The following is a 23,525-nucleotide window of genomic DNA, read 5'->3' as shown; positions in this document are numbered from 1 at the left end:
ACCGCTTAATGAGGGGGAGTCTCAGCCAGGTCGCTCAATAAGCTGTCCAGCTCCTTCACTTCTTTTTCCCACTGCTGAGCGGGCATGGGGCCAAGAGCCATCAGGGCCGCCAGCACGTCAATAATTTCTTCGCTGTGACCGCGCTCCTGCCGAATGCCTTCGTTCAAGCGTTCAACCTGAATGGCCAGGCGTAAAGGCTCATCGCTTTGCCGTACACTGCCGCTGGTTAACAGTGATAGGTGAACCCGCAACCGGGCAAGAGCGTCGGCAAGGGCCGCCTGATCATCAGAGGAGAGTGGCAGTGTGGCGGTCTGGCGTTGACGGTTACGGGTGTGATGCGCCTCCATAAAAGGCTTGGGTAATGGCGAGCTGACAACCTCAGCAGCATCGATGTTTTCTACCCCTTCACCAGCCAGGCAGCGCTGGTCGGCAGCCAGATGGGCAGCAACAAGTGGGAATACGCGCTGCCACTGCTGAACCGTATCGGCAATTTCAAGGCGGCCCAAGCGTTCGCGCCTGGCGCGTACAATACCGTTTAAGCGCCGCTGCATGCCCTTGCTGCGTCGGTTTCTGGGCAGCGGCTCAAGCTGGCTGACCTGATTCAGGAAACTATCCAGCGTGCTGGCATCATCCGTCGACGTTGGCTGCCAGCTATCCATCTGATCAATTAGCGTTTGCAGTGAGTCCAGCTGCTGCTGTTGACGAGCCGCCTGTTCGTTCTTATGGGCATCACGCTGGGCAAAGAGCTGATCACATTCATGCCGAAATGCCTTCCAGAGCGCCTGCTCTGCACCCTTGGGCGCCCGGCCTAACTGGCGCCAATGTTGCTGAAGCTGCTTGGCATCGGCCGTGCGCTTGGTAAGTGGCTGCTGGTCATCACTGCGTAGCGCCCGTACCTCTTCAATCAAGTCATGCTTTTGAGAGGCAATTTGCTCAGCCCGTTGATCAATTAAGGCCTGAAGCTGATGACGAATCTTTCCAAAGCGCTGGCCAACCGCTTCGGAGCGCTCGCGGGGGACCGGCGAGTAGTGGCGCCACTGGTGGCGTGCTTTGTCGCGAATTTCACGCAGCATGTCGGGGTCGGCGTTATTGGCAGGCTGGGCTAGCAGGGTTTCCAGCTGTTCACATAGCTGTTTCCGAGCGCGCAGGTTCGCTTCTCGCTCTTCACTAAGCTGGTCGCGCCAGGGGCCGAGCCGTTCGTGAATTCGATCCGAGGCGGCGCGAAAGCGCGCTGATTGCTCGCGGTTGGCCGCCGCATCGCCCAGCGCCTTCCACTCCTTGACCAGCTGGCGATGGTGACGGTCCAGGGCGGCCTCGGCCATGTGTTGATCATTAGCCAGCGTTTCAATGCTTGAGCACAGCTGCTCGCGCTTTGGCCCGGCAACAAAGCCCCGCCAGTCGCGCAGTTCGGCAAGGCGTGCACCCAAGTGTTTCAAACGCGCCTTCAGCGGCTTGGCTTCAGGCGTTTTTAGGGCTTCAATCTGAGGCTTCAGGCGCTGATGTAGGCGGCTGGCGCTCTTGAAGCTGCCGTGTTCTAACAAGTGTTCGAAGCTATCGAGTTCCGCGTCAAGCGTCTCTAGCGAAACCGTTGCATCAACGCTATCGCTGTCCTCCGGCGTTTTTACCTCGGCGGCCAGGGTCGCCTGGGCACGCTGTATCAGGGGCGGCGGCGTCAACGTGTCCGGCCAAGCGCACTCTTTTAACAGGCGCGTCATAGCGTTGTGATCGTGATCCGTCAGAGCCTGTTCGAGTACTGTGCTGATGGCTTGCCATCGTTGCCAGGCATCCAGGCACCGTTCGTACTGCACAATCGCTTGGGAATAGCGCTGGCGGGCGGGTTCGCTAGGGGGGAGTAAATCGGAAAGTGCCTGCCAGCGCTGGCTAAGTAGTTGATGTTGCGCGCGCAGGCTGTCGATATCCTGAAAGGTAAGCTCGTCAGCATGGTGCAGGCCGTTAAGCGTTTCTTCCAACCCTTCAAGCAGTTGATCACGTGTTGTCTCTGCTTCAGCCCGTCGAGCCAGACTTTGCTGGCGGGCCTGTTCTTGAGTTTCATGATCATGCAGCGTCTTGCGACAGCCTAGTACCGCCTGATGATAGCGCTGCTCCTGTTCGGGGCTGGGCGGATAGGAAAGGTTTTTCCACTCGCGCTCCAGATGCCGGAAGCGGCCACCATACAGGGGTTCCCAAGTCGCGCGGGCATGCTGTTCAAGCTGTTGTAAAAGCTGTTCGCGCTGCTGTTGCTGGCGGGCTATCCACTCAGCATCAGTGCGCTGCTGACCCAGTTTTTCACGAGCAATACGTACCACTTGGCGGTCCCGACGAGCTTCCTTCAGCAGCTGCTTGAGGCTCTCTTCATTCTCCAGACGCTCGGCAGCACGATGACGAACCGCAGCAACACCGTTATGGCAAGCCTGCTTGATCAGGTCGTGGTCATCGGTCAGTCGGGCAAGAGCTGCCAAACGCAGGTTAAGATTGTCGCCCTGCAAGGCAATGGTATTGAGCAGACGGGTATCGTCCACGCTTTCTACAAGCGCCTGACGTTTATGCAGGTCCGTATTGCCTTCTGCTCCGCTAAGCCGCTGACACACGGCGCTGAACCAGGCCTCCTGCTGGCTATAATCAGGGTACGCCTCAACCAGGCCTTGCACGTCATCCAGTGCCAGAAGAGCCGCCAGGCGAATATTTTCATCGCTATCATGAGCGAGGGCTTGCAGCGCTTCGCGTTGCTCTGGCTGATCAGGATCAAGCCGTGTGAGGGCCTGCCGGCGCACCTCGGGGTCGGGGTGCTGCCACCGGGGGGCGAACAGGCGTCTTAACAGTCCGTGCATGGATCATCCTGCGATTAGGTACGTAGCATGAAAAAAATCAGCGGTTGTTGAACAGGCGGTTGCAGTCACCGGCTCTGTCGCTTAGCTTTGCCTTATTGGGGTGTGATAGAAATTGATTCTTCACACTAAAAGGCGCCCAATTGGGCTACCTTTATCTTACCTGAACATGACATGGAGTTTCGGCTATGAGCCTCAACGCCGATAGTGCCGACGTGGCGTTTACCTTCAAAGGCGGCATGCTGCCGATGACCGTCATGGAGTTAACCAGTGCCGACCCCGAGCATATCCGGCGGCAGCTGGCCGGTAAACTATCTCAATCTCCTGCGTTCTTTCAGCATACACCGGTTGTGCTTAGCGTGGAAAAGCTTGATGAACCGCATTTGGCGCTAGAACGAATATGCGCCGTTTGCCGGGATCACAAACTATTGCCGGTAGCAGTACGCGGTGGTTCTGAGCCTGTACGTCAGTCGGCCTGGGCGTTGGGGCTTGGCTGGTTTGCGCCGGTTGAAGAAGGCCGTGCCAGAGCGCTTGAAAGCGTAAGCCGTACACCTGAGCCTGCTGACGATGAGGCATCATCAGTGAGTGCCTCAGCAACTGATGAGATAAGCAGCCATGCGGCCACGCGCCTGTTTCGTGGCACTGTCCGCTCAGGCCAACAGGTTAGTGCCGCTGATGGGGATCTGATCGTGATTGGCGCGGTAAACGCGGGTGCCGAAGTGCTGGCTGCGGGCAGCATTCATGTGTACGGCGCCCTGCGGGGGCGGGCGCTGGCAGGTATTCATGGTAATACCCATGCGGGCATTTACTGTCGCGAACTAGAAGCAGAGCTTTTATCCGTGGCGGGAAATTACAAACGTATGGAAGATATTGACTCACAGCTTTTAGGCCGCGCTGCAGAAGTTCATTTTACAAAAGAGCAACTTGAAATTAAGCCGCTGGGCTGATGGTATCAGCGCAGCGTGCATCCATGCTTAATGCTTAGCGACGCTGCCATGTCTATCCGTTACAGTAGGGTATATGTATAACATTGACGTTCCCGTTATTCGTTCAGCGTCCTGCGCTCGCGATGAGCGATTTCAAGAAGGAAGTGAATCTTGGCTAGAATTATTGTTGTGACCTCAGGTAAAGGGGGGGTCGGTAAAACCACTAGCGCTGCTGCGATTTCAACCGGACTTGCGCTGCGTGGTAAAAAAACCGTGGTCATCGATTTTGACGTGGGCCTTCGTAACCTTGATTTGATCATGGGGTGCGAGCGCCGGGTAGTGTATGACCTGGTTAACGTTATTCAGGGTGAGGCCGGCCTTAATCAGGCGCTGATCCGCGACAAGCGCGTTGAAAATCTTTTTATCCTGCCGGCATCACAAACCCGCGATAAAGATGCACTGACCCAGGAAGGGGTGGCGGAGATTCTAGAAAAACTCAAAGACGAGTTTGATTTCATTATCTGTGATTCACCCGCCGGTATTGAGCGTGGCGCCCAGCTTGCCATGTACTTTGCCGACGAAGCGATTGTCGTTACCAACCCTGAAGTCTCATCGGTGCGCGACTCTGACCGCATTCTGGGCCTTTTGGCATCAAAAACCCAGCGTGCTGAGCGGGGCGGCGATCCGATTAAAGAGCATCTGCTGGTCACCCGCTACAACCCTGAACGGGTGACAACGGGCGATATGCTGACCCTTGAAGATATTCGCGAAATTCTCTCCGTCCATCTGCTGGGCCTGATTCCTGAATCTGAAGCGGTGCTGCGCGCATCCAACCAGGGGGTGCCGGTAACTCACGATGCATCCAGTGACGCGGGCCAGGCCTATAGCGACACGGTATCGCGCCTGTTGGGTGAAGAGCTTCCGCTACGTTTTCATGAAGTGCAGCGCAAAGGTCTGCTAAGCCGCATGTTTGGAGGTAGCCGTCGATGAAACTACTGGAGTTCTTGAAGCGTGAGCGCAAGAAATCCGCCTCGGTGGCCAAAGAACGGTTGCAAATCATCGTGGCGCATCAGCGCAGTCAGCGCGGACAACCTGACTACATGCCGCTGCTTGAGCGCGAACTTTTAGAAGTTATTCGTCGTTATGTACATGTTGACGACGACGCTATCCAGATCTCGCTGGATAGCGAAGATAATTGCTCGGTGCTTGAGCTGAACGTGACGCTGCCGAAAAGCTAATCGGGTTAACACCGATAGTGGGAAACCAATAGTGGTAATAGACGGTGCCCAAAGAGGTAGCGGCGGGATAGGCTGCGGGTGTGCTAGGCTTGATGTTTTTGCTGCCCTGCGGAGTGCTTGTTCATGGCGCCACCTAATGCCGCCCCAGCCAGTTTCTTGTGGCACGATTACGAAACGTTCGGGGCCGATCCGCGCCGGGATCGGCCTGCTCAATTTGCCGCTTTGCGAACCGATGCGGATCTAAACGAGATCGGTGAGCCCATTGAGCTTTACTGCAAGCCGGCAGATGACTATCTGCCGCATCCTGCTGCCTGTCTAATTACTGGTATCACTCCCCAAAAAGCTCAGCGCCATGGCCTGCCGGAAGCGCAGTTCGCCAGCGAAGTGCAGCGCCATATGAGTGAGCCCGGCACTTGCGTGACAGGCTATAACAGCCTGCGCTTTGATGACGAAGTCTCTCGCCACCTGTTTTACCGTAACTTGCTGGACCCCTACGCCCGCGAATGGCAAAACGGCAACTCCCGCTGGGATTTGATCGACGTGGTGCGGGCGTTTTATGCCCTGCGCCCCGATGGTATCGAGTGGCCGCTGCGCGAAGATGGTGCCCCAAGCTTTAAACTCGAGCACTTAACCAAAGCCAATGGTATTGACCACGAAGGCGCCCATGATGCGGTGGCCGACGTACGGGCAACCATTGCCCTGGCGCGGCTTTTAAAGGCACGTAACCCCAAGCTGTTTGATTATTTGTTGGGCCTTCGCGGCAAGCGCGCCGTGGCCCAGCAGCTGGATTTGCCGAATGCCAAGCCGCTCTTGCATATCTCACGTCGCTACCCGGCCAGCCGCGGCTGTAGTGCCCTGGTAATGCCCTTGGCCGAGCATCCTACCAACCCCAACGGGGTGATCGTTTACGACCTGAGCGTTGCTCCCGACGATTTATTGACGCTAACGGCCGAGGAGATACGCGAACGCGTGTTTGTCAGTCAGCAGGATCTGGCTGAGGGGGAGGTGCGCGTCCCGCTGAAGGTGATTCATATTAACCGCTGCCCGGTCATCTTTCCCGCCAGCGTCCTCAAGGACATCGATGGTCCTCAAAAGGGCAATTACGGCGCGATCGTAGAGCGCCTGGGACTGGATATCGCTACCTGCCGCCAACACTGGAAAACTCTGCGTGACGCACCTGGAGTGGCGGCCAAGGTGGTCGAGGTCTTCAAGGCCGGCTTTGAGGAGAACCCCCAAGATCCTGATCTGATGCTCTATAGCGGCAGCTTCTTTTCGGCTGCGGATCGCCAGCAGATGGATCACGTGCGTGAAATGGATCCCTGGGACTTGGTGGGACAACGGTTTGCCTTTCAGGATGCGCGTTTGGAAGAAATGCTGTTTCGCTACCGGGCACGCAGCTACCCCGACACCCTGGAAGGCGAAGAGCGTGAGCAGTGGGAGGCGTTTCGCTGGATGCGGATCAATGACCCGGCGCTTTCCGGCTTTACGCTCAAGGCGTTTGCCCGGGAAATTGAGCGCTATAACCAGCAAATGCTAAGCGACCGCGAGCGGCAGATTCTAGAAGAGCTGGTGATGTTTGTTGAAGCCATGATGCCCGCCCAGGCATTTGATGCCTGAGCGAGCGGTAGCTTACGGATTGGCTGTTTTAGCTAGCGGCGTGAGCGCTTCGCGGTAGGGCGCCACGCTGCTTGGTGTATCGCCTGGGTTATAGCGTACGTCAAGCTGGTGGCTCTGCAGTGCAGGCCATGCCGCTTGAATATCTGCCACGCTGACCTCTAGCGCCAGGTTGGCAAGCGTTTCCCGACGGTCAAAGCGAATATCAGAAAGCGCGGTGGCCTGCCAGTAGCGGTTTGCCATGCCCGCAAGGCTGGTATCGCGCTGGCGCAGGCGGTCGTGAACGGCCTGGCGATACGGGGCCAGCGCTTCATCGTCCAACTGGTCGAGCGCTTGGCCGGCGCTTTCCAGAAACGCATCCATATGCTCGGCTATCTCTTCACTCTCCACGTCTGGCGACTGCACAAGCAGCGCGATACCGGGGGCTTCCAGCAAGGGCGAGTAGCCCGCATTGACGATATAGCCCAGCTGCTCTTCGGTGCGCAGCTTCTGGTAGAAAGGCGTTTCCAGCCACTGGGCGATGACGTTGATCACCGCCTGCTCCTTGGCGGTCTGGTTGCGGCCCTGCAGATAGCGCAGCACCAGCGACTCCTCACGAGTACTTTGCGGATTAAGGACACTTGGCATGTCGCTGATGGCAAGCGGTGTCAGTTCGGGAATGTCTGCACGCGTCAGGCGTGGGCGCAGCTTGTTGCGCATGATATCGGCCTGCTCCCTGGCCAGGTTGGCATCCAGATTGCCCACGGCCATGGCATCGGCATAAAGCCCGCTCAAAAAGCGCTTACGGAAGTCTTCAAGGTGATGGCGCTCCATGCGCTGGCTCGCTGCCAGAAGTTCGGTGGTTGACCATTGCGGTGTCAACAGCGCTTCGCCCAGCGTGCGGCTTGCTTGGCCAGAAAGCGATGATTGCGGCGCATTGCGCCACTCGCGCTGCAACTGATAGCGGACGCGCTCAAAGGCGCTTTCGCTGATATCCGCCGTTTTGAGCTGGTTCAGCGCCTGCTCAATCAGCGGCGTCTGGCCATCGCGCCAGCCCGAAAACGACAGGGTCATGCCACGGGCGTGCGGGTAGGCGCTAAACGACTGCCCGGCCAGCCACGCGGGGTAAAGCGATGCGTTCAGGCTGTCGTTGAGCCAGCCGGCCAGTAGCTGGGTAAGCACCACTTCTTCGGCGGAGTAGCTGGCATCGGGGTACTGCAGGCTCAAGCGCCACTCAACGCTTGGGGTGTTAAAGCGCGAATCCTGCATATGCCAGACGTTAAATGAGGGCGTGTCGATCAGCTGGCTCGGGCGCTCATCCTGGCCATTCAGTAGTGTCAGGTCGCTGGCGATAAACGGGTTGGGTTCGGGCAGAGCAAGACCGTCCAGTGCCAACCCGGCCTGTGCTGGGGGTTGCTCGCGCCACTGGGTGTTGAACCAAGGAGAGATCGTCTCGCTTTCAATATCCGGCGCGGAGTAGAAGCGCAGCATATTGTCAGGAGTAAGGGCATCCAGATAAATCTGCTGGCGCTCGGTATCCGGGGCATCCATTCGATACGCGGCATACTGCACGTCTTCCACCGGGTAGCGCGACAGGCTCATGGAAAGACGGGTAGCTTCCTGTTGGGGTGCGCCGTGTTGCTGAAAGCGAAAGGCCTGCTCGCTAAGATCGCGCTGCTCCCCATAGCGCCAGTCCTCCAAACCTTGGGTGCGAATCTGCTCAATGGCGGAAAACAGCGTGGCCTGAATATCGTCCAACCGCTCGGCGCCGGCCGGTGTCAGGCTAATGGAAACGGTAAATAATGCATCGTTACCGTCGCTGCGCCCCACACCTGCCGAAAGGCCATCGGCCAGGCCTGCATCACGCAGTACGGCTAGCAGGCTACCGTCCCCTTCATCGCCCAGAAGATGTGAGATCAGCTGGGTAGGTTTGGTACGGTACTCATCAGTCGGGTCGGGAATGGGGAAGTAAAAGCGCAGCTGGCGGCGGTCCTGAAGCGATTGACGTTCGATATAGCGAGGGAGCGTAGTAGCATCGACCAGCGGTGCATCAATCGTGGGGACACCCAGGCCGTTGTCAGGAATATCGGCAAAGTTTTCCACCACCCACTCTTCCAGAGTATCAAGGGGTTGGGGGGCGACGATGGCCAGGTTCATCACGTTGGCATCATAGTGGTCATGATAAAAATCGATAACCCGCTCGCGTAGCGTCGCTTCGCCTTCCGGTGGATTGGCGAGCGTCTCGCGGCTGCCCACGGCAAAACCGGTGGTGGCGTTGTCAGGGTTGAGCAGTTGATCAAGCACGTCGTTTTCACGCCGGGACTCGTCGCGAATGCGCGCCATATACTCGGAGTGCACGATATTGCGCTCGCTCTCCAAGTGGTCGGCATTGAATAGCGGCGAAAGGAAAAATTCACTAAACCGTTCAAGCGCGCCGGGCAAAGCGGAAGGCTCGATATCAAAAAAGTAGTTGGTATCCTGCTGGGCTGTGAAGGCATTGTGCGAGCCCGCATGGTCGGAAATATAACGCTGGTAGGCGTCCGAGGCCGGGTAGGGTTCGGTGCCCAGAAACAGCATATGTTCAAGAAAATGGGCCAGCCCCTGCAGGTCGTCAGGGTCTTGGGCGCTGCCCACGCGCACGTTCATCGAAGCGGCTGCCTTGTCGGCTTCAGGGTCACTGACCAGCAGCGCCTGCAGGCCGTTTTCAAGGGTCAGTACCCGGTAGTCGCGGCTATCGAACGGGCTAGCGATCGGTGTCACTACTTCCTCTACCGGATCGTCGCTTGCCGCCAAGGCGTTGGGGGTGAACCAGAAGACACTAATGGTCGCGGCAAAGACCAGATGCGGATAAAAAGCGTGTTCAGAAATGACACTCGTAGGTCGTAACATCATGGCTCCTGTGAAGTGTTCCACTGCAACATTGGCCCGACAGGGTGGGCGCAAGCGGCTGACTGGTAGGCAGGGTTGTTGACATGCTTAGATACCGGAAAAGCGCCTAACAGTTCCAGCGGGGCTGGCATTAACAAGGCATTGACGGCCTCGATCGGGCTATTTGGGTCAAGCCAGGTCGCTAGGGCGTGCTGAGGAATCACCACCGGCAGGCGGTCGGTAAGCGGGGCAAGGCAGGCGTTGGCCGGCACACTAATCAGCGCTGTCGAGTCGGTAAACGCAGTGAGTGTGGTGTGGTAGCGGCACCATAGTGCGCCGAGCAATAATGGTGCGCGGCTCACCTGAGTAACCAGGTAAGGCTGTTTGCTGCGCGGCATTATCTTCCAGACATAAAAGCCGCTAACCGGTATCACGCAGCGCCTGGCCTGAAAGGCTTCATGGAACATGGCCTTTGAGCCGAGTGTCTCGGCTCTTGCGCAGTGGGGTGCATGGTCCAGCACATTAAGCCACGGCGGTGTCAGCCCCCAAAAAAGCGATTCAAGATGATAACTGCCCTGCGCCAGACGGATAGCCGATACCGGCTGGCGCGGTGCCAGGTTAGGCGATTCGACCGGCGGCGACTGAACCTTGAGCGAGGGCATAAGACGCGTAAGCGATAGGTTTTGCACGTGTAGGCGTCCCGTCATGCCTGTCTCCTTCAGCAAAATCCGCACAATCATGTCACGAGAGAGAGAAAGGCGCACAATAATGCATGAAATGTGGTGCTTTAGTATCGAAAACAGTGTTCGATGTAAGGTATCCTATATTACCCCTCGCTCTCGCTAAAGCGCGGTGGGGCAATCTTTCCTGTTTGCCGTTGACCTGAAGAGATCGCCATGGCTCGTCCTAGACAGCATGCGCCCGATGCCCTCCATGCCCAGGTCATGCGCGCTTGTGATGACTGGCTGGCAAAGCAGCCAGTCCATGGTTTATCACTGCGCGCCTTGGCTAGAGAGGTCGGCTGTGCGCCCAGCACGCTGCTGAAACTTTATGGCAGCTTTAACAACTTGTTGCAGCACGTCAATGTCGAAACATTGGCCGGTTTGCAGCATACCATCACATCGCTTGCCGAGGACGCTCCAGAGCCTTGGCTACGCTCACTAGCACATGCATATTGGCATTTTGCTGAGCAAGACTGTTACCGCTGGCAGCTTCTATTCGATTATCCCCTGGCCCAGGAAGGTGAGCTCGATCAGCGCCAAAGTGACCTGATCGAAGCGCTGTTTACCCAAGTGGAAACGTCGCTTAAAGAGTATCAGCCAAGCCTGGATGATCTGGAGGCGCGCAGGCTCGGTCGTACGCTCTGGGGTAGTGTGCATGGGCTTGTCCAATTAGGGTTGAACGAACGCCTGGGCTACTGGCAAGGGCAACAACTAAAAGTGGATGAGCTGTTGGACCAATTGGTAAGCACGGTACTGGCGGGTCTTCGGCACCAGGGGCTTGCAACGTGAGATGGTGGTTAAAAGGAATTCGCCATGTGCTGCGCGGCCTGATTTACCTGGCCATGCGGCTGTGCTACCGCTTGCGCATCCACGGCCGCCACCATATTCCCCGGCAGGGTGCGGCATTGGTGGTATGCAACCATGTCAGCTTTATGGATGCCTTGGTGTTGGGCGGCGCCAGCCCACGTCCTCTGCGGTTTGTAATGGATCAGCCGATTTTTGATTCGCCCGGCCTAAAGTGGTGGTTTCAGCTGGTCGGCGCAATACCTATTGAATCCGAACGCCGCAGCCCTGGTGCCCTGCGCCGCACGTTGGATGACGTCAGCCGAGCGCTTCAGCACGGTGAGGTGGTCATGGTGTTCCCGGAAGGGCGCCTGACTCCGAATGGTGAAATTCACGCGTTTCGACGCGGCCTGGAAACGATTTTAGCGCGGGATGATGTGCCGGTTATCCCGGCTGGCCTGGCGGGGCTGTGGGGGTCCTGGACCTCCCACTACGGTGGCAAGGCGCTCAAGAAATGGCCAAGCCGCTTTCGGGCACCGGTCAGCCTGCACTTTGGCCCCGCGATCGATATGCAAGACCTAGGCGGGGTGGCGTTACGCAGCTACCTAGAAAGCCAGGTGCGGACGCTGAAGGCGGCAGCCGATAATGATATCGGCCACACCCATCAGCCTGATTAAACGCGCCGAGGCAGGCGGATCTTTTGCCAGCAGCGGGCGGAAGTAATCAGGTTCTCGCGGATCTCGAGAATTTCCATGCGCGTATTGCCGATCTGCAGACAGGCAGGTCCGTCAGGAAATGCTTCAAGATGTTCCAGAATCAGCCCATTCAGCGTTTTTGGACCATCGGTAGGTAGATGCCAGCTAAGCATCTTGTTGATCTCACGAATATTGGCCGTACCTTCAATGACGTGGCTGCCGTCATCCTGCTGATGAATCTCATCATCTTCGGATACGTCCGTGGTGAATTCACCGACAATCTCTTCCAGAATATCCTCAAGCGTCACCAGCCCTTCGACATCGCCATACTCATCGACCACGATACCGATACGGCGCTTCTGCTTCTGAAAGTTGAGTAGCTGGGTATGCAGCGGCGTGGATTCAGGGATGAAGTAGGGTTCGCGAGCCTCCTGGACAATGGCCGCCTTGGTGACTTCAGCGCGGGATAAAAAGCGTGCGGCGTTGCGCAGGTGCAACATGCCGATGATGTTATTGATATCGCCTTTATAAACCGGCAGGCGCGTGTGCTGACTGGTACGGATTTGGGTCAGAATATCTTCCAGCGAGTCATCCAGATCGATTCCCAGTACTTCATGGCGCGGAACCATGATGTCGTTTACCGTGACGTTCTCAAGGTCCAGGATCGACAGCAGCATCGCGCGGTGGCGGTAGGGAATCAGCGTGCCCGCCTCGTGCACTACGGTGCGTAGCTCGTCCCGGGTCAGGTTATCGCCGCCGTTCTCCACGCTTTTTACGCCGAGGATTCTGAGCAGGCCGTTCGAGATCATGTTGACCAACCACACCAGTGGGTAGAGCAGCTTTAAAAGCGGCTCCAGCGCCATGGAGGTGGGGTAGGCAATACGCTCGGGTTTGATCGCAGCGTAGGTCTTGGGCGTGACCTCGGCGAAAATCAAAATGGTGATGGTCAAAAGGGCTGTCGAGATGGCCGGTCCTGATACATCGCCGAAAAAGTGAATAGCGATGATGGTGGCAATCGAGGCGGCCAGGTTATTGACGAAGTTGTTGCCGATCAGGATGACGCCGATCAGGCGGTCAGGTCGGGTCAGAAGGCGCATGACCCGTTTGGCGCGCCGGTCACCGCTGTTGGCCTGATGGCTCAGACGGTAGCGGTTGATCGACATCATGCCGGTTTCAGAGCTGGAGAAGAAGGCAGACAGTAGTACCAGTAAGCCTAGCAGGCCGAACAGTAACCCCAGAGGGAAGTCGTCGCTCAAGTCGAAAATTCCTTTATGCCATATCAAGCACGATTTGTAGAAGTTAGGGGGTGGTGTGTCAAGACCACCATGGCCGCGTATACATCTTAACGATTGAGCAAAATCTCAAGCACAAACTTGCTGCCAAAGTAAGCCAGAATCAGTAGCGCACACCCGCCCAGCGTCCAGCGTACGGCGCGCATGCCGCGCCAGCCGAAACGGTAACGGCCTATCAGTAGCATAGTGAAGATAATCCACGCGCCCAGCGATAGTACGGTTTTATGTAGCAAGTGCTGCGCGAAAATATTATCCAGAAAGATAAAGCCGCTCACGATCGAGAGTGTCAGCAGCAAAATGCCTGCCCATACCAGCTCGAACAGTACGCGCTCCATGGTGGTCAAGGGTGGTAGCGACTGCACAATGCCGCGAATATGATGATGGCGCAGCGCCTGATTTTGCAGGCCAACGAGAATTGCTTGAACGGCGGCAATAGCCAGCATGGCAAAGGCCAGCGCCGAACTGACGGCGTGCAGCAGGATGCCCGGTGTCAAGCCGGTATGGCTTGCATTGCTGGGTAACCAGGTGGTGGTAATCAGCGCAACACCCGCCAGCGGAAATAGCACGATGCTGGCATTGAGCACCGGCTTGAAAAGGCTCGCAACCAGCAGCACATTGACTGCAACAGCCATAAACAGGGTCGCGCTGATCGAAAATCCCGGCAGAAACCCAGGAGTCTGGCCCATCAGTTTGACCACTACCGGAATGTGCAGCAGTAGCCCCAACGCGCCGAGCACGCGCACCATTCCCTGACGAGGTGGCACGCGGCGAAAAAGGGTCATGCCCTGCCAGGTGGCAGCAGCGACATAAAGTACAAAAGCGATCGTGGCGAAAGGCAGCGCCTGCATGTGCGATCCGTGCGCGCGTTTCGCGCGTTGCAGTGAAAAACAGTCAAGCTAAAGTGTATGACTACTATAACCAATCGAAGCCGTATCGCACAGCCATCGTTAGCCCGCGCGGACAGCCATGGAGACTCAAGGCGTGAGCGCGTATAATCCATGCACATCAGTCCAGGGGCGTAGGCGCCCGGCGACAGCGACGGAGGCAGAGAGGCCCCATGTTCCAGAATCTCAGTGAGCGTCTTTCCCAGACGTTGAAGTCGATCAAAGGTCAGGCGCGCCTGACCGACGACAATATCAAAGATACCCTGCGCGAAGTGCGCAAAGCGCTGCTTGAAGCCGACGTAGCGCTGCCGGTAGTCAAAGCCTTTATCGAACGCGTGCGCGAGCGGGCGGTTGGGCAGGAAGTTTCCAAGAGCCTGTCGCCCGGCCAGCAGTTCGTCAAGATCGTCCAGCAGGAGCTTGAGGCGATCATGGGCGAGGCCAACGAAGGGCTCTCGCTCAAGGGTTCGCCAGCGGTCGTGCTGATGGCTGGTCTGCAGGGGGCGGGTAAGACCACCTCGGTGGCCAAGCTTGCCCGCTACTTGCGCGAGCGCGAGAAGAAAAAGGTGTTGGTCGTCTCGGCAGACGTTTACCGCCCTGCGGCAATCGATCAGCTGGAAACGCTGGCCAAGGAAGTCGAGGTTGATTTCTTCCCCTCACGCTCTGACCAAAAGCCGGTAGATATCGCCGAGGCGGCAATCAAGCACGCCAAGATCCAGTTCCACGATGTCGTGCTGGTGGATACCGCTGGCCGTCTGGCGATTGACGAAGCCATGATGGCGGAAATCCAGGCGCTGCATAAGGCCATCTCACCGCACGAGACGCTGTTTGTCGTCGATGCGATGACCGGCCAGGACGCCGTCAATACGGCCAAAGCGTTCCACGATGCGCTACCGCTGACCGGGGTTATCCTGACCAAGGCCGACGGTGATGCGCGCGGTGGTGCGGCGCTGTCGGTGCGCCACATTACCGGCAAGCCAATCAAGTTCATGGGTGTGGGCGAGAAGGTCGACGCGCTCGAGCCCTTCCACCCGGACCGCGTGGCGTCGCGTATCCTTGGCATGGGCGACATGCTGTCGCTTATTGAGGAAGCCGAGCGCACGGTGGATAAGGACAAGGCCGCCAAGCTTGCCAGCAAGGTTAAAAAAGGCGATGGCTTTGACCTTGAAGACTTCCGCGACCAGCTCCAGCAGCTCAAGAAAATGGGCGGTATGGGCGGTCTGTTAGGTAAGTTGCCCGGCATGGGGCAGATGGCAGAGATGGCCCAGGGCCCTGGCCCTGAAAAGGAGCTGGGCAAGCTTGAAGCGCTGATCAACTCCATGACGCCCAAGGAGCGCCGCGCGCCGGATATCATTAATGGTTCGCGCAAACGCCGGATCGCCGCGGGTGCTGGCCTGCAGGTGCCCGATCTGAACCGCCTGCTTAAGCAGCACAAGCAGATGCAGAAAATGATGAAGAAAGCCGGCAAGAAAGGCGGCATGCAGAAAATGATGCGCGGCATGTCCGGCATGATGGGTGGCGGTGGCCCAGGCGGCCCCGGTGGTATGGGCGGCATGGGCGGCGGCGGTATGGGTGGCCCGGGCGGTTTACCCTGGCGCTAAGCGTACGCTTATACCCTGTGGCGGGCCAAGAAGGCCCGCGCTATGAAAGCCAGCATCCTCCGGTGCTGGCTTTTACGTTATATGGCGCAGGTGAACCAGTACGCTGCCGTCCGGCTGGCAGTGGTGCAGCGGGTAGGAGTAGGCCACCTGGTTTTCAGCAGGCGCCGCCTTGCTGCCGGGCACCAGGTTGTACTGGAACGCCGGGCTGCCGGCAATGGCTCCGTAGTGCAGGCCCCATTGGATATGCAGGGGTTGGTGGATATGCCCGCACAGGATGCGTTTGGGCGAAGCGTCAATAATTTGCCTAAAACGCTCCCGGCCCTCAATTAAACTGTAAGCGTCCCAGTGGGGGTTGCCCGTCATGAAAGGCGGGTGATGCATAACCAGAAAGGTAAGTGGCTGTGTCTTTCGAAGCTCGCCCTCCAGCCAATCCAATCGTTTGCTGCACAGCGCCCCCTGAGGCTGCCCGACGATGACCGAATCCAAGCCCAATAACGTTACACCATCGGCATCCACCCTTGAGTGCAGAAATTTTCCCTCCTGCAATCCTGTAAGCCGATCGCCCAGCCCAAGGCGCATTGCCTCTCGCCTGTCATGATTCCCTGGCACGGCCATGATCGGCATGGTAAGCGGTGCCAACAGCTGGCGGATCAGCAGGTAGTCCTCTTCGGTTCCTCCGTCGGCCAGATCGCCGCTGATCACCACCAGGTCCGGCTGGGGCTGTAAACCAAGAAGGTCACTTACAATCCCCTCAACGATATAGCGGATATTGGCGGGCGCCTGACCGGTTTCGGAGCGCTCTGTATAAAGGTGCAGGTCGGATAAATGGGCAATCAGCATTAACGTCATACTCAAAAAGTGAAGCTAGCCTCTAGCGGCCAACGCGCGCCAGCACGTCGGCTTTCAGGAAACGCTCGATTACCAGCATGAAACCTACTGAAGGAATCAGCAGAATCAGAGCGGTAATCGCGGCGACCTGATAGTTGCCGCCCATGGAAGCATTGAACATTAAAAGCGGCAGCGTGGTGATTTCAGGCGCCCCCACGAAGAAGGTGCCGGTGAACTCATCGATACTGTCGAGAAATACGAAAATTGATGCGGCCAGCAAGCCAGGCAGGGCCTGGGGCAGAGTGATGTCGGTAAAGCTGCGCAGGGGCGAGGCGCCCAGGTTGCGCGCGGCTTCTTCAAGAGAGCGGTCCACCGCAGAAAACGCCGCGGTGGTAATCCACACGGCATACACAAGTCCGGGTAGAGAATGAACCAGCACCACGCCCACCAGCGTGCCGTTAAGCCCCCACTGGTAAAAAATTGCCGCAATATTGACGAAGATCGGCAGGTTGGGAAACGCCTGGGGTAGAAGAAACAGCAACATGATGACGCTGCGCGCGGGCAGCGCCTGGCGGGCCAGGGCATAACCTGCAGGAATGGCTAGCGCCATGGAAAGCAGCACGGCCGAGCAGGCCACCAGCACAGTATTGAAAAGCGAGGTCCAGGCGCCTGCGCGGGGGCGGAACACGCGCTCCCAGAAGGAGAATCCCCAGCCCGTGGGCAGCCGGTTCGGGTAGAACCACTGTTCGGCGAATGCCCACATAACAAGGTTCAACAGCGGCCCAAACACGATAAACGCGACCAGGCCCAGTACAACGCCCAGGCCAAGTGGGGTAAGCAGCTTGGAAATTGTCATGCAGTAGCCTCCCGGCGAAGGGTCAGGCGCAGGTAAACCCACGCCGTTACGGCGGTCAGAGCGTAGGAGAAAAGCCCCAGGGCGTTGGCGATGCCGTAGTCACCGTAGTAGGTAATGCGGTGGGCCATCATCGCCGTCATCATGGTGGGGTTGCCTGAAATCAGCATCATCGGCACGGATAGCACCGAGAGCATGGCGACCAGCGATAGAATCAGTCCCACCCAAAGTGAAGGGGCTGCTTGGGGCAATACAATCTCGAACAGACAGCGCAGGCGGTTGGCGCCTGCATTGCGCGCGGCTTCAATATGGCTGCGGTCAACGGCCGCCATGGCGCCCGCCAGCAGTAGTGTGACAAACGGGACCTGCTTCCAGGCGAACGTAAGTACCAGGCCCCGCCAGTCAAGAAAGCTCTGGGCACTGCTGGACGCCATCAGCCCCGTTTCCACCAGCACGTTATTCATCATGCCGTTGGTGGCCAGAAACGAGCGGGCAATCTGCCCTGTGACCACAAAGGGAATAAACAGCGGCCAGCGGTAAAGCCAGCGCAACAGGCGCACCGCCCAAGGGGTCGCGCCCAGCACCAAATAACCCGAAATTGCTATGGAAATGGCCGCGATGAGCGCAAGCGACACCGAGACCACGCCCACTGAGAACAACATGTCGCGGCCATAAAGTGAAAACGCGCGTACCACATGGTCGGTGGTCCAGGCGCCGCTGCTATCGCGAAAGGCGGTAACCAGCGAACGGGCCAGGGGCAGTGCATACAGCAACAAAATGGCCGTTAGCGCAGGCAGGACAAGCAGCATGCCCAGGCTTATCCGGGGCAGGCGTCTGTTCGGTACAGCCAGTGAGTGGACTTGAGAGGACGACGTCGTCATGAAGACCTTCCGTAATAAAGGAGGGCACAAGGCCCTCCAAAATGGGTCATCGCGAGTTGTGCCTTGTCATTTAATGGCTGACATGGCTTTCGTAGGCTTCCAGAATGGCGCGGAAGTAGTCGGCTTGTGGCATGGACAAACCACGCTCGGCAAGTGTCTCGGGCGTCACGTCCGAATAGAGCTGCGCCCACTGAGTGTCGCTTAGCTCATCGCGCACGTGCTCGGCATCAATGCCGGGGAACCAGTTGAATCGGCCCACGATGCCTTCCGCCTGAACCTCGGGGCTGGTGGCCAGAGCGATGAATTCAGCGGCAAGCTCAGCATGCTCGGCGCGTTCGGGAATCACGTAGTACATCGGCTGACCCGGCATGCCGGGTTCCAGCAGCATCAGGCGAAAGTCAGGGTTCAAGCGGCCATCGGCCATCCAGGTGTAGTACATATCCATCCACACCGGCCCCATGGCGATTTCGCCACGGTTCATGGCGTCCATGGTGCCCGCATTGCCGGGTGTCATGGTGACGTGCTGGTTGAAGGTGCGCAGCTGATCGAGCGCCGCTGTCCAACGCTCAGGAGCGTCTTCTTCCCAGGGGCCATTTTGGAGCGTCTCCACCATGTCGGTAAAGGCGTACATCCAGCCAAATACAAAGCCCACACCCGCCATGCCGCCAGTAATGCCGTTATAACCAAACTGCCCTGGATGCTCTTTGACCCACTCGGCAAGCGCTTGATAGCTTTCCGGCGGCTGTTCCAGAAGGGCCGGGTTATAGGCGACGGCAATCTGGCTCTGGAACATGGGCATTACATAGCCCTCTACATCCACGCCCAGAGCATTGCGCGCGCTGTCAGCGCTCGCCAACGGACCGGTTTCAAGATCCGCCGTATAGCGGCTCAAAAGGCCCTCTTGAGTCATTTGTCCGGCCATGCGCTGGTGAATGACCGCCACGTCCACGCCCCAGGTTTCGTTTTCGCGCTGGGCACTCAAGGTTTCATAAATGGCCTGGCTACCGGCGTCCCCCGGGCCGGTGCCGAGGGCGCGAACGCGAACGTCCGGGTGTTCGGCCTCAAAGCGCGGGGCGAGAAATTCGTTGATGTACTCGACCATGTTGTCATCGCCCGCTGTAAACACGTTAAGCGTTGTAGCGGCCATGGTGGGTGCGGTGATAGCACTGGCCATCAGGCTAAGCGTAAGGGCTAGGGGTTTCATGCGATATCCTCGTGTCGATCAAGTGGCGGCAGGTGCCGGTCATCCGGCCCGAAGGGAATCAGAGCCGATTCGGGCACCTGAAGAACGGCAAAGGTACCCAGTGCAATAGGCGAGTTGGCTGTGGCGAAGAGTTCGGCCTCGTTTGTATCCAGCGAGATTTGATAGCCGTCACCGGTGTACACGCACTCCGTGACACGGCCCTTGCGGGTAAGCGTTGCCGGGCGCAAGGGCTCGTTGATACGCGCATCGCGGGTGCGAAAGCCGAAAGTGGCGGCCCGGCTTCCCACCGTCGGATCCTGCTCATGGCGGGTAACGGTGTTGTCGACGCCCAGAAAACGCGCCACACCAAGGTCGGCCGGCTGCTGATAAAGCGTTTGTGGGGCGGCGACTTGAATGACCTTGCCCGCACGCATCAGCACTATCTGGTCGGCCATCTGCAGGGCCTCTTCCTGATCGTGAGTCACCATGATGGTGGTAATACCCAAGGATTTTTGCAGACGCCGCAGTTCGCTGCGCAGGCTGCGCCGAATGGCGGCATCCAGATTGGAAAGCGGCTCGTCCAGCAGTAGTAACGGTGGATCGATAATGAGGGCACGGCCTAACGCGATTCGCTGGCGCTGTCCGCCGGAAAGCTGAGTAACCGCGCGGCTCTCGAAACCTCCCAGTTCCAGGCGTTCAAGCATGGCAGCGATGCGACGTTTGCGTTCGGCGCGGGGGACGCCGCGCAGCTTCAGGGGGTAGCCCAAATTGTCGCCCACGCTCATGTGGGGCCATAGCGCATAGGACTGGAACACCATCGCCGTGTGCCGCTTTTCCGGCGGTAAATGGGTAATCGAACGGGCGCCTAGACGTATATCGCCCTGACTCAAGGGTGTGAAGCCGGCAATGGCACGCAAAAGCGTGGTCTTGCCGCAGCCCGAAGGCCCGAGCAGGCAGGTAAAGCTTCCTGGTGACACATCAAGATGGATGCCATCCAGAATGCGTTGTTGCCGGAGATCGACCGTCACGTTATTGAGGGTAAGCGCTTCAGTGCTCATCGACTGGCTCCATGATCTTTTGGCTATTTTTGAAAGCGCGTGCAAAATAGTGATGAGACAATCCTAGAGTGCCTCCATGACGCTTTGATGTCTGTTTTAAAACGCTTTAAAGGCTATTAAGAGATGCTAGGATGACGACGTTATCGGGTTAAAAGAGCGCTACAACATGCATGTAAAAGCTAGAGCCAGCGAGGCATACCGGTGCGCATAACCGCCGATGATGTCGCCAAAGCCGCCGGAGTATCGCGCGCCATGGTGTCGCGTGCTTTCACGCCTGGGGCATCGGTGTCGGCGAAGAAACGCGAGCACGTGCTGGCGGTGGCACAAACGCTTGGCTATCGACCCAATCTGATTGCCCGCGGGTTGACCGGACAGCGTACCGGGCTGATTGCGGTGGTTGTGGGCGAAATATCCAGACCTTACGAGGCCTGGCTTCTGGAGCATCTTGCCCAGGCATTAAGCGCTCACGGCTATCAGCCGCTGCTGTTACCCATGTTCAAGGACGCCAGCCTGACTGAAATACTCGACCACGCGTTGGCGTACCAAGTGGATGGTGCAATTGTCGCTGCAGGTTCGGTCAGCCGGGAAGTGGCGGACCGGTGTCGCGCCTCGGGGGCGCCACTTGTGTTGATCGGCCGGGTGCTTGAGAAAAGTGAAACCGACGCGGTGTGTTGTGATAACAGTAAAGGCATGCACCTGCTGGTTGACCGGCTTGTTCGACAGGGCAGGAGGCGTATCGCCTGGCTGGGCGGTACGCTGGATACGTTCTCTGACCAGGAACGCCAGCTAGGTGTCGAACAGGCGCTGGCGCATCATGAGCTAGCACTGACGGCTCAGCTTCGGGGAGATTTCTCGCTGCACAGCGGCGTTGAAGAGGGTGGAAGGCTGCTGGATGCTGGTCTGGCACTTGATGGCATCATGTGTGCCAATGACGCCATGGCGCTGGGTGTGGTCGAGGCGGCCGCGCAGCGGGGCATCAAGGTGCCGGATGAGGTGGCGATTACCGGATTTGATGATGTGCCGGGAGCCGCCTGGGGACGTTGCCCGTTAACCACGGTACGCAATCCGGTGCGTGAGACGGCGCTGGCGGCGCTGCGCCTGCTTGATGCCCGGCTGCAGACTCCCGGCCGTGCAACACAAGTTGTCAGAGTGGGGGTGACGCTGATTGAGCGCGCCAGTGCCTGACTGCAGTCAACAATAGCCGCGGTCGACAACCGCCTATATATAAAGTGGCTTGTTTGTACCCCAGGGGGCGCAGTTAGGCGAATGCGGCGGTTGACGTAATGTGAGTTTTCTGGCTGTCAGGCTTTCCAAGCCGGGCACATTTGCGTAGAATGCGGCCTCTTCATGCGTGGGTGTTGGGGATATATGCGCAAGCATCACCGTCATATCCACCGTTGAAGCGCTTAAAGTACCCAGTAATCACTTACTTATATAAGCGATTGCGGTACCCAGAAAACAGCATGATGAGTGTTCTGATAGCGATTTACGCTATGTTCCACTCTCGTAACCTCAACCGAAGGATAGTTATCGTATGGTTACCATTCGTTTGGCACGTGGTGGCGCCAAGAAGCGTCCCTTTTACCACCTGACTGTTACCGACTCGCGTAACGCCCGTGACGGCCGTTTCATCGAGCGTATTGGCTTCTTCAACCCGGTTGCCCGTGGTCAGGAAGAGCGTCTGCGCGTTGATCTAGAGCGTGTTACTCACTGGCAGAGCCAAGGCGCCCAGCTGTCTGGTCGTGTTGCTGAGCTGGTTAAAGAAGCGCGTAAACAGGCCTAAGCCTGTTCGCTTGAGTCTGATGTTGTAGTTGAGGTCGTCGATGACGCGTTTAGAAACAAGCCATACTGACGACACGCATGTGGTGTTAGGCAAGCTGACTAGCCCTCACGGGGTGAAAGGTTGGCTCAAGGTGTATTCCTACACCAGCCCCATGGACAGCATTCTGGACTACCCCGAATGGTGGGTGCGCAAGGGGGAAACCCTGACGCCCATGACCATTATTCAGGGACGTCGGCAAGGCAAGGGCCTTGTAGTGCAATTGAAAGGCGTGGAGGACCGGGATGCGGCTGAAGCACTGGCCCAAACGGATATCGTACTGCCCAAGAGTGCACTGCCCGCGCTTGCAGCTGATGAGTATTACTGGCATGAGCTTGAAGGCCTGGCTGTTTTCACTCAAGCCGGCGAACGGTTGGGACGGGTAAGCTACCTGTTTGAAACCGGCGCCAACGATGTCATGGTGGTTCGCGGTGATGAGGACGCAATCGACAAACGCGAGCGGCTACTTCCGTTTTTGCCTGATGATGTGATTGTTGAAATCAGTCTTGAAGATGGCCGTATGGTCGTTGACTGGGATCCTGAGTTTTGAACAGTGACACAACTCCCGACGCGCAAGCAGCGGGAACTGGCAGTAACATGGAAGCGCCCGCAATGTGGATCGGTGTGGTTTCGTTGTTTCCCGAGATGTTCGATGCCCTGACGCAACAAGGCGTGGTGGGTCGGGCGATAGAGAAGCAGCGCATTTCACTCGAGTTCTGGAATCCGCGGGATTATGCCACTGACCGTCATCGCAGCGTGGATGACCGCCCTTATGGCGGTGGCCCTGGCATGTTGATGAAAGTCGATACGCTACGTAGCGCTATCCACGAAGCCCGTGAGCGGGCGCATCAAGCGACCGGCCTTGTGCCTACCGTGATCTATCTTTCGCCCCAGGGGCGCAAGCTTGATCAAAAAGGTGCTCAGGCATTAGCGGCTGCTGGCCCCCTTGTGGTGGTGGCAGGTCGCTATGAAGGTATTGATGAGCGTGTGGTGGAAAGTGACATCGATGAAGAATGGTCGATTGGCGACTATGTGTTGAGCGGCGGTGAGCTGCCTGCCATGGTGCTGATTGATGCGGCGGCAAGGCTGGTTCCCGGTGTATTGGGACATCAGGACTCCGCTGTCGAAGACTCGTTTAACGACGGTCTGCTGGACTGCCCGCACTATACCCGTCCGGAAGTTATAGACGGGAAGCATGTGCCGGATGTGCTGCTAAGCGGTAATCATGCAGCCATCAAGCGCTGGCGGTTAAAGCAGTCGTTAGGCCGTACGTGGCAGCGCCGCCCCGACCTGCTGGAAGGACGCGAGCTTAATGCCGAGCAGCAGCTGCTGCTAAACGAGTTTATCGAGGAACACGCTCTGTCCGCCAGGTAGTTCAGAGCGGCGGTGCAGGACGGAAAGGGCTTTTACCCTACGTACCTGCGTCACCCATAACGACTCCCGCGAAGCTCGTTTCGAGCGCCGGGATCACGGTTTGCC

General features: G+C 57.9%; 21 protein-coding genes. 11 read left to right on the top strand and 10 right to left on the bottom strand.

Annotation, left to right across the window (positions count from 1 at the left end; translation table 11 throughout):
* Positions 1-5: 5 nt before the first annotated feature.
* Positions 6-2,828: a DUF349 domain-containing protein gene (locus tag ELY25_RS08340; RefSeq protein WP_126950799.1), complete on the bottom strand. Its 2,823-nt coding sequence runs from the start codon at positions 2,826-2,828 to the stop codon at positions 6-8.
* 185 nt (positions 2,829-3,013) lie between these two features.
* Here ELY25_RS08340 and minC point away from each other — a divergent pair, with 185 nt between their 5' ends.
* The 4 genes from minC (at position 3,014) to sbcB (ending at position 6,606) form a co-directional block, all read left to right on the top strand.
* Positions 3,014-3,772, top strand: coding sequence for a septum site-determining protein MinC (minC, locus tag ELY25_RS08335; RefSeq protein ID WP_126950798.1), 759 nt, complete (start codon positions 3,014-3,016; stop codon positions 3,770-3,772).
* Between the two features lie 150 nt (positions 3,773-3,922).
* Positions 3,923-4,741: a septum site-determining protein MinD gene (minD, locus tag ELY25_RS08330; protein ID WP_126950797.1), complete on the top strand. Its 819-nt coding sequence runs from the start codon at positions 3,923-3,925 to the stop codon at positions 4,739-4,741.
* Positions 4,738-4,989 carry a cell division topological specificity factor MinE gene (gene minE, locus ELY25_RS08325; RefSeq protein WP_016915987.1) on the top strand — a complete coding sequence of 84 codons (252 nt, stop codon included), beginning with the start codon at positions 4,738-4,740 and terminating at the stop codon, positions 4,987-4,989. The genes minD and minE overlap by 4 nt, the downstream gene beginning before the upstream one ends.
* Before the next feature lie 123 nt (positions 4,990-5,112).
* A complete protein-coding gene (gene sbcB / locus ELY25_RS08320) occupies positions 5,113-6,606 on the top strand; it encodes an exodeoxyribonuclease I (protein WP_126950796.1) in 1,494 nt (497 codons plus the stop codon).
* A gap of 12 nt (positions 6,607-6,618) precedes the next feature.
* Here sbcB and ELY25_RS08315 read toward each other — a convergent pair whose 3' ends face one another.
* Together ELY25_RS08315 and ELY25_RS08310 are read right to left on the bottom strand one after the other, a co-directional pair.
* Positions 6,619-9,471 carry an insulinase family protein gene (locus tag ELY25_RS08315; protein ID WP_126950795.1) on the bottom strand — a complete coding sequence of 951 codons (2,853 nt, stop codon included), beginning with the start codon at positions 9,469-9,471 and terminating at the stop codon, positions 6,619-6,621.
* Positions 9,471-10,157 carry an SOS response-associated peptidase gene (locus tag ELY25_RS08310; RefSeq protein ID WP_126950794.1) on the bottom strand — a complete coding sequence of 229 codons (687 nt, stop codon included), beginning with the start codon at positions 10,155-10,157 and terminating at the stop codon, positions 9,471-9,473. The genes ELY25_RS08315 and ELY25_RS08310 overlap by 1 nt, the downstream gene beginning before the upstream one ends.
* 189 nt (positions 10,158-10,346) lie before the next feature.
* Here ELY25_RS08310 and ELY25_RS08305 point away from each other — a divergent pair, with 189 nt between their 5' ends.
* Entirely contained in the window at positions 10,347-10,961 is a 615-nt protein-coding gene (locus tag ELY25_RS08305; protein ID WP_126950793.1) for a TetR/AcrR family transcriptional regulator, read from the top strand.
* 53 nt (positions 10,962-11,014) lie between these two features.
* Positions 11,015-11,632, top strand: a complete 618-nt coding sequence (locus ELY25_RS08300) for a 1-acyl-sn-glycerol-3-phosphate acyltransferase (RefSeq protein ID WP_126950843.1) — start codon at positions 11,015-11,017, stop codon at positions 11,630-11,632.
* Here the strand turns inward: ELY25_RS08300 and ELY25_RS08295 are convergent.
* Positions 11,629-12,906, bottom strand: coding sequence for an HlyC/CorC family transporter (locus ELY25_RS08295; protein ID WP_126950792.1), 1,278 nt, complete (start codon positions 12,904-12,906; stop codon positions 11,629-11,631). The two genes, ELY25_RS08300 and ELY25_RS08295, sit on opposite strands and share 4 nt — an antisense overlap.
* A gap of 86 nt (positions 12,907-12,992) precedes the next feature.
* Positions 12,993-13,790, bottom strand: coding sequence for a cytochrome C assembly family protein (locus ELY25_RS08290; protein WP_126950791.1), 798 nt, complete (start codon positions 13,788-13,790; stop codon positions 12,993-12,995).
* 209 nt (positions 13,791-13,999) lie between these two features.
* Here ELY25_RS08290 and ffh point away from each other — a divergent pair, with 209 nt between their 5' ends.
* A complete protein-coding gene (gene ffh, locus ELY25_RS08285; protein ID WP_126950790.1) occupies positions 14,000-15,424 on the top strand; it encodes a signal recognition particle protein in 1,425 nt (474 codons plus the stop codon).
* A gap of 72 nt (positions 15,425-15,496) precedes the next feature.
* Here the strand turns inward: ffh and ELY25_RS08280 are convergent, their stop codons facing one another.
* The 5 genes from ELY25_RS08280 to ELY25_RS08260 all read right to left on the bottom strand — a co-directional run bounded on the left by ELY25_RS08280 (position 15,497) and on the right by ELY25_RS08260 (position 20,227).
* The gene (locus tag ELY25_RS08280) at positions 15,497-16,273 is read right to left on the bottom strand and encodes a metallophosphoesterase (protein WP_236995680.1); all 777 of its coding nucleotides are present in this window, start codon (positions 16,271-16,273) and stop codon (positions 15,497-15,499) included.
* 22 nt (positions 16,274-16,295) lie between these two features.
* On the bottom strand, positions 16,296-17,108 hold the full coding sequence (locus tag ELY25_RS08275; protein ID WP_126950788.1) for an ABC transporter permease: 813 nt from the start codon (positions 17,106-17,108) through the stop codon (positions 16,296-16,298).
* Positions 17,105-17,986, bottom strand: coding sequence for an ABC transporter permease (locus ELY25_RS08270; protein WP_126950787.1), 882 nt, complete (start codon positions 17,984-17,986; stop codon positions 17,105-17,107). The genes ELY25_RS08275 and ELY25_RS08270 overlap by 4 nt, the downstream gene beginning before the upstream one ends.
* 70 nt (positions 17,987-18,056) lie before the next feature.
* Positions 18,057-19,190: an extracellular solute-binding protein gene (locus tag ELY25_RS08265; RefSeq protein WP_126950786.1), complete on the bottom strand. Its 1,134-nt coding sequence runs from the start codon at positions 19,188-19,190 to the stop codon at positions 18,057-18,059.
* Complete coding sequence (locus ELY25_RS08260; RefSeq protein ID WP_126950785.1) at positions 19,187-20,227, bottom strand: ABC transporter ATP-binding protein; 1,041 nt, start codon at positions 20,225-20,227, stop codon at positions 19,187-19,189. The genes ELY25_RS08265 and ELY25_RS08260 overlap by 4 nt, the downstream gene beginning before the upstream one ends.
* A gap of 201 nt (positions 20,228-20,428) precedes the next feature.
* Between ELY25_RS08260 and ELY25_RS08255 the strand changes: the two genes are divergently transcribed.
* The 4 genes from ELY25_RS08255 to trmD all read left to right on the top strand — a co-directional run bounded on the left by ELY25_RS08255 (position 20,429) and on the right by trmD (position 23,420).
* On the top strand, positions 20,429-21,412 hold the full coding sequence (locus ELY25_RS08255) for a LacI family DNA-binding transcriptional regulator (RefSeq protein WP_236995675.1): 984 nt from the start codon (positions 20,429-20,431) through the stop codon (positions 21,410-21,412).
* Between the two features lie 349 nt (positions 21,413-21,761).
* Entirely contained in the window at positions 21,762-22,010 is a 249-nt protein-coding gene (rpsP, locus tag ELY25_RS08250) for a 30S ribosomal protein S16 (RefSeq protein ID WP_009724081.1), read from the top strand.
* Positions 22,011-22,050: 40 nt separating this feature from the next.
* Positions 22,051-22,596, top strand: a complete 546-nt coding sequence (gene rimM, locus ELY25_RS08245) for a ribosome maturation factor RimM (RefSeq protein WP_126950783.1) — start codon at positions 22,051-22,053, stop codon at positions 22,594-22,596.
* A gap of 62 nt (positions 22,597-22,658) precedes the next feature.
* Positions 22,659-23,420 (top strand): tRNA (guanosine(37)-N1)-methyltransferase TrmD, encoded by a 762-nt coding sequence (gene trmD, locus ELY25_RS08240; RefSeq protein WP_126950842.1) that lies wholly within the window; start codon positions 22,659-22,661, stop codon positions 23,418-23,420.
* Positions 23,421-23,525: the final 105 nt, after the last annotated feature.

The sequence above is a fragment of the Vreelandella populi genome (assembly GCF_003989825.1).
GTDB lineage: Bacteria > Pseudomonadota > Gammaproteobacteria > Pseudomonadales > Halomonadaceae > Vreelandella > Vreelandella populi.
This window is presented reverse-complemented; position numbering and strand designations above follow the sequence as displayed.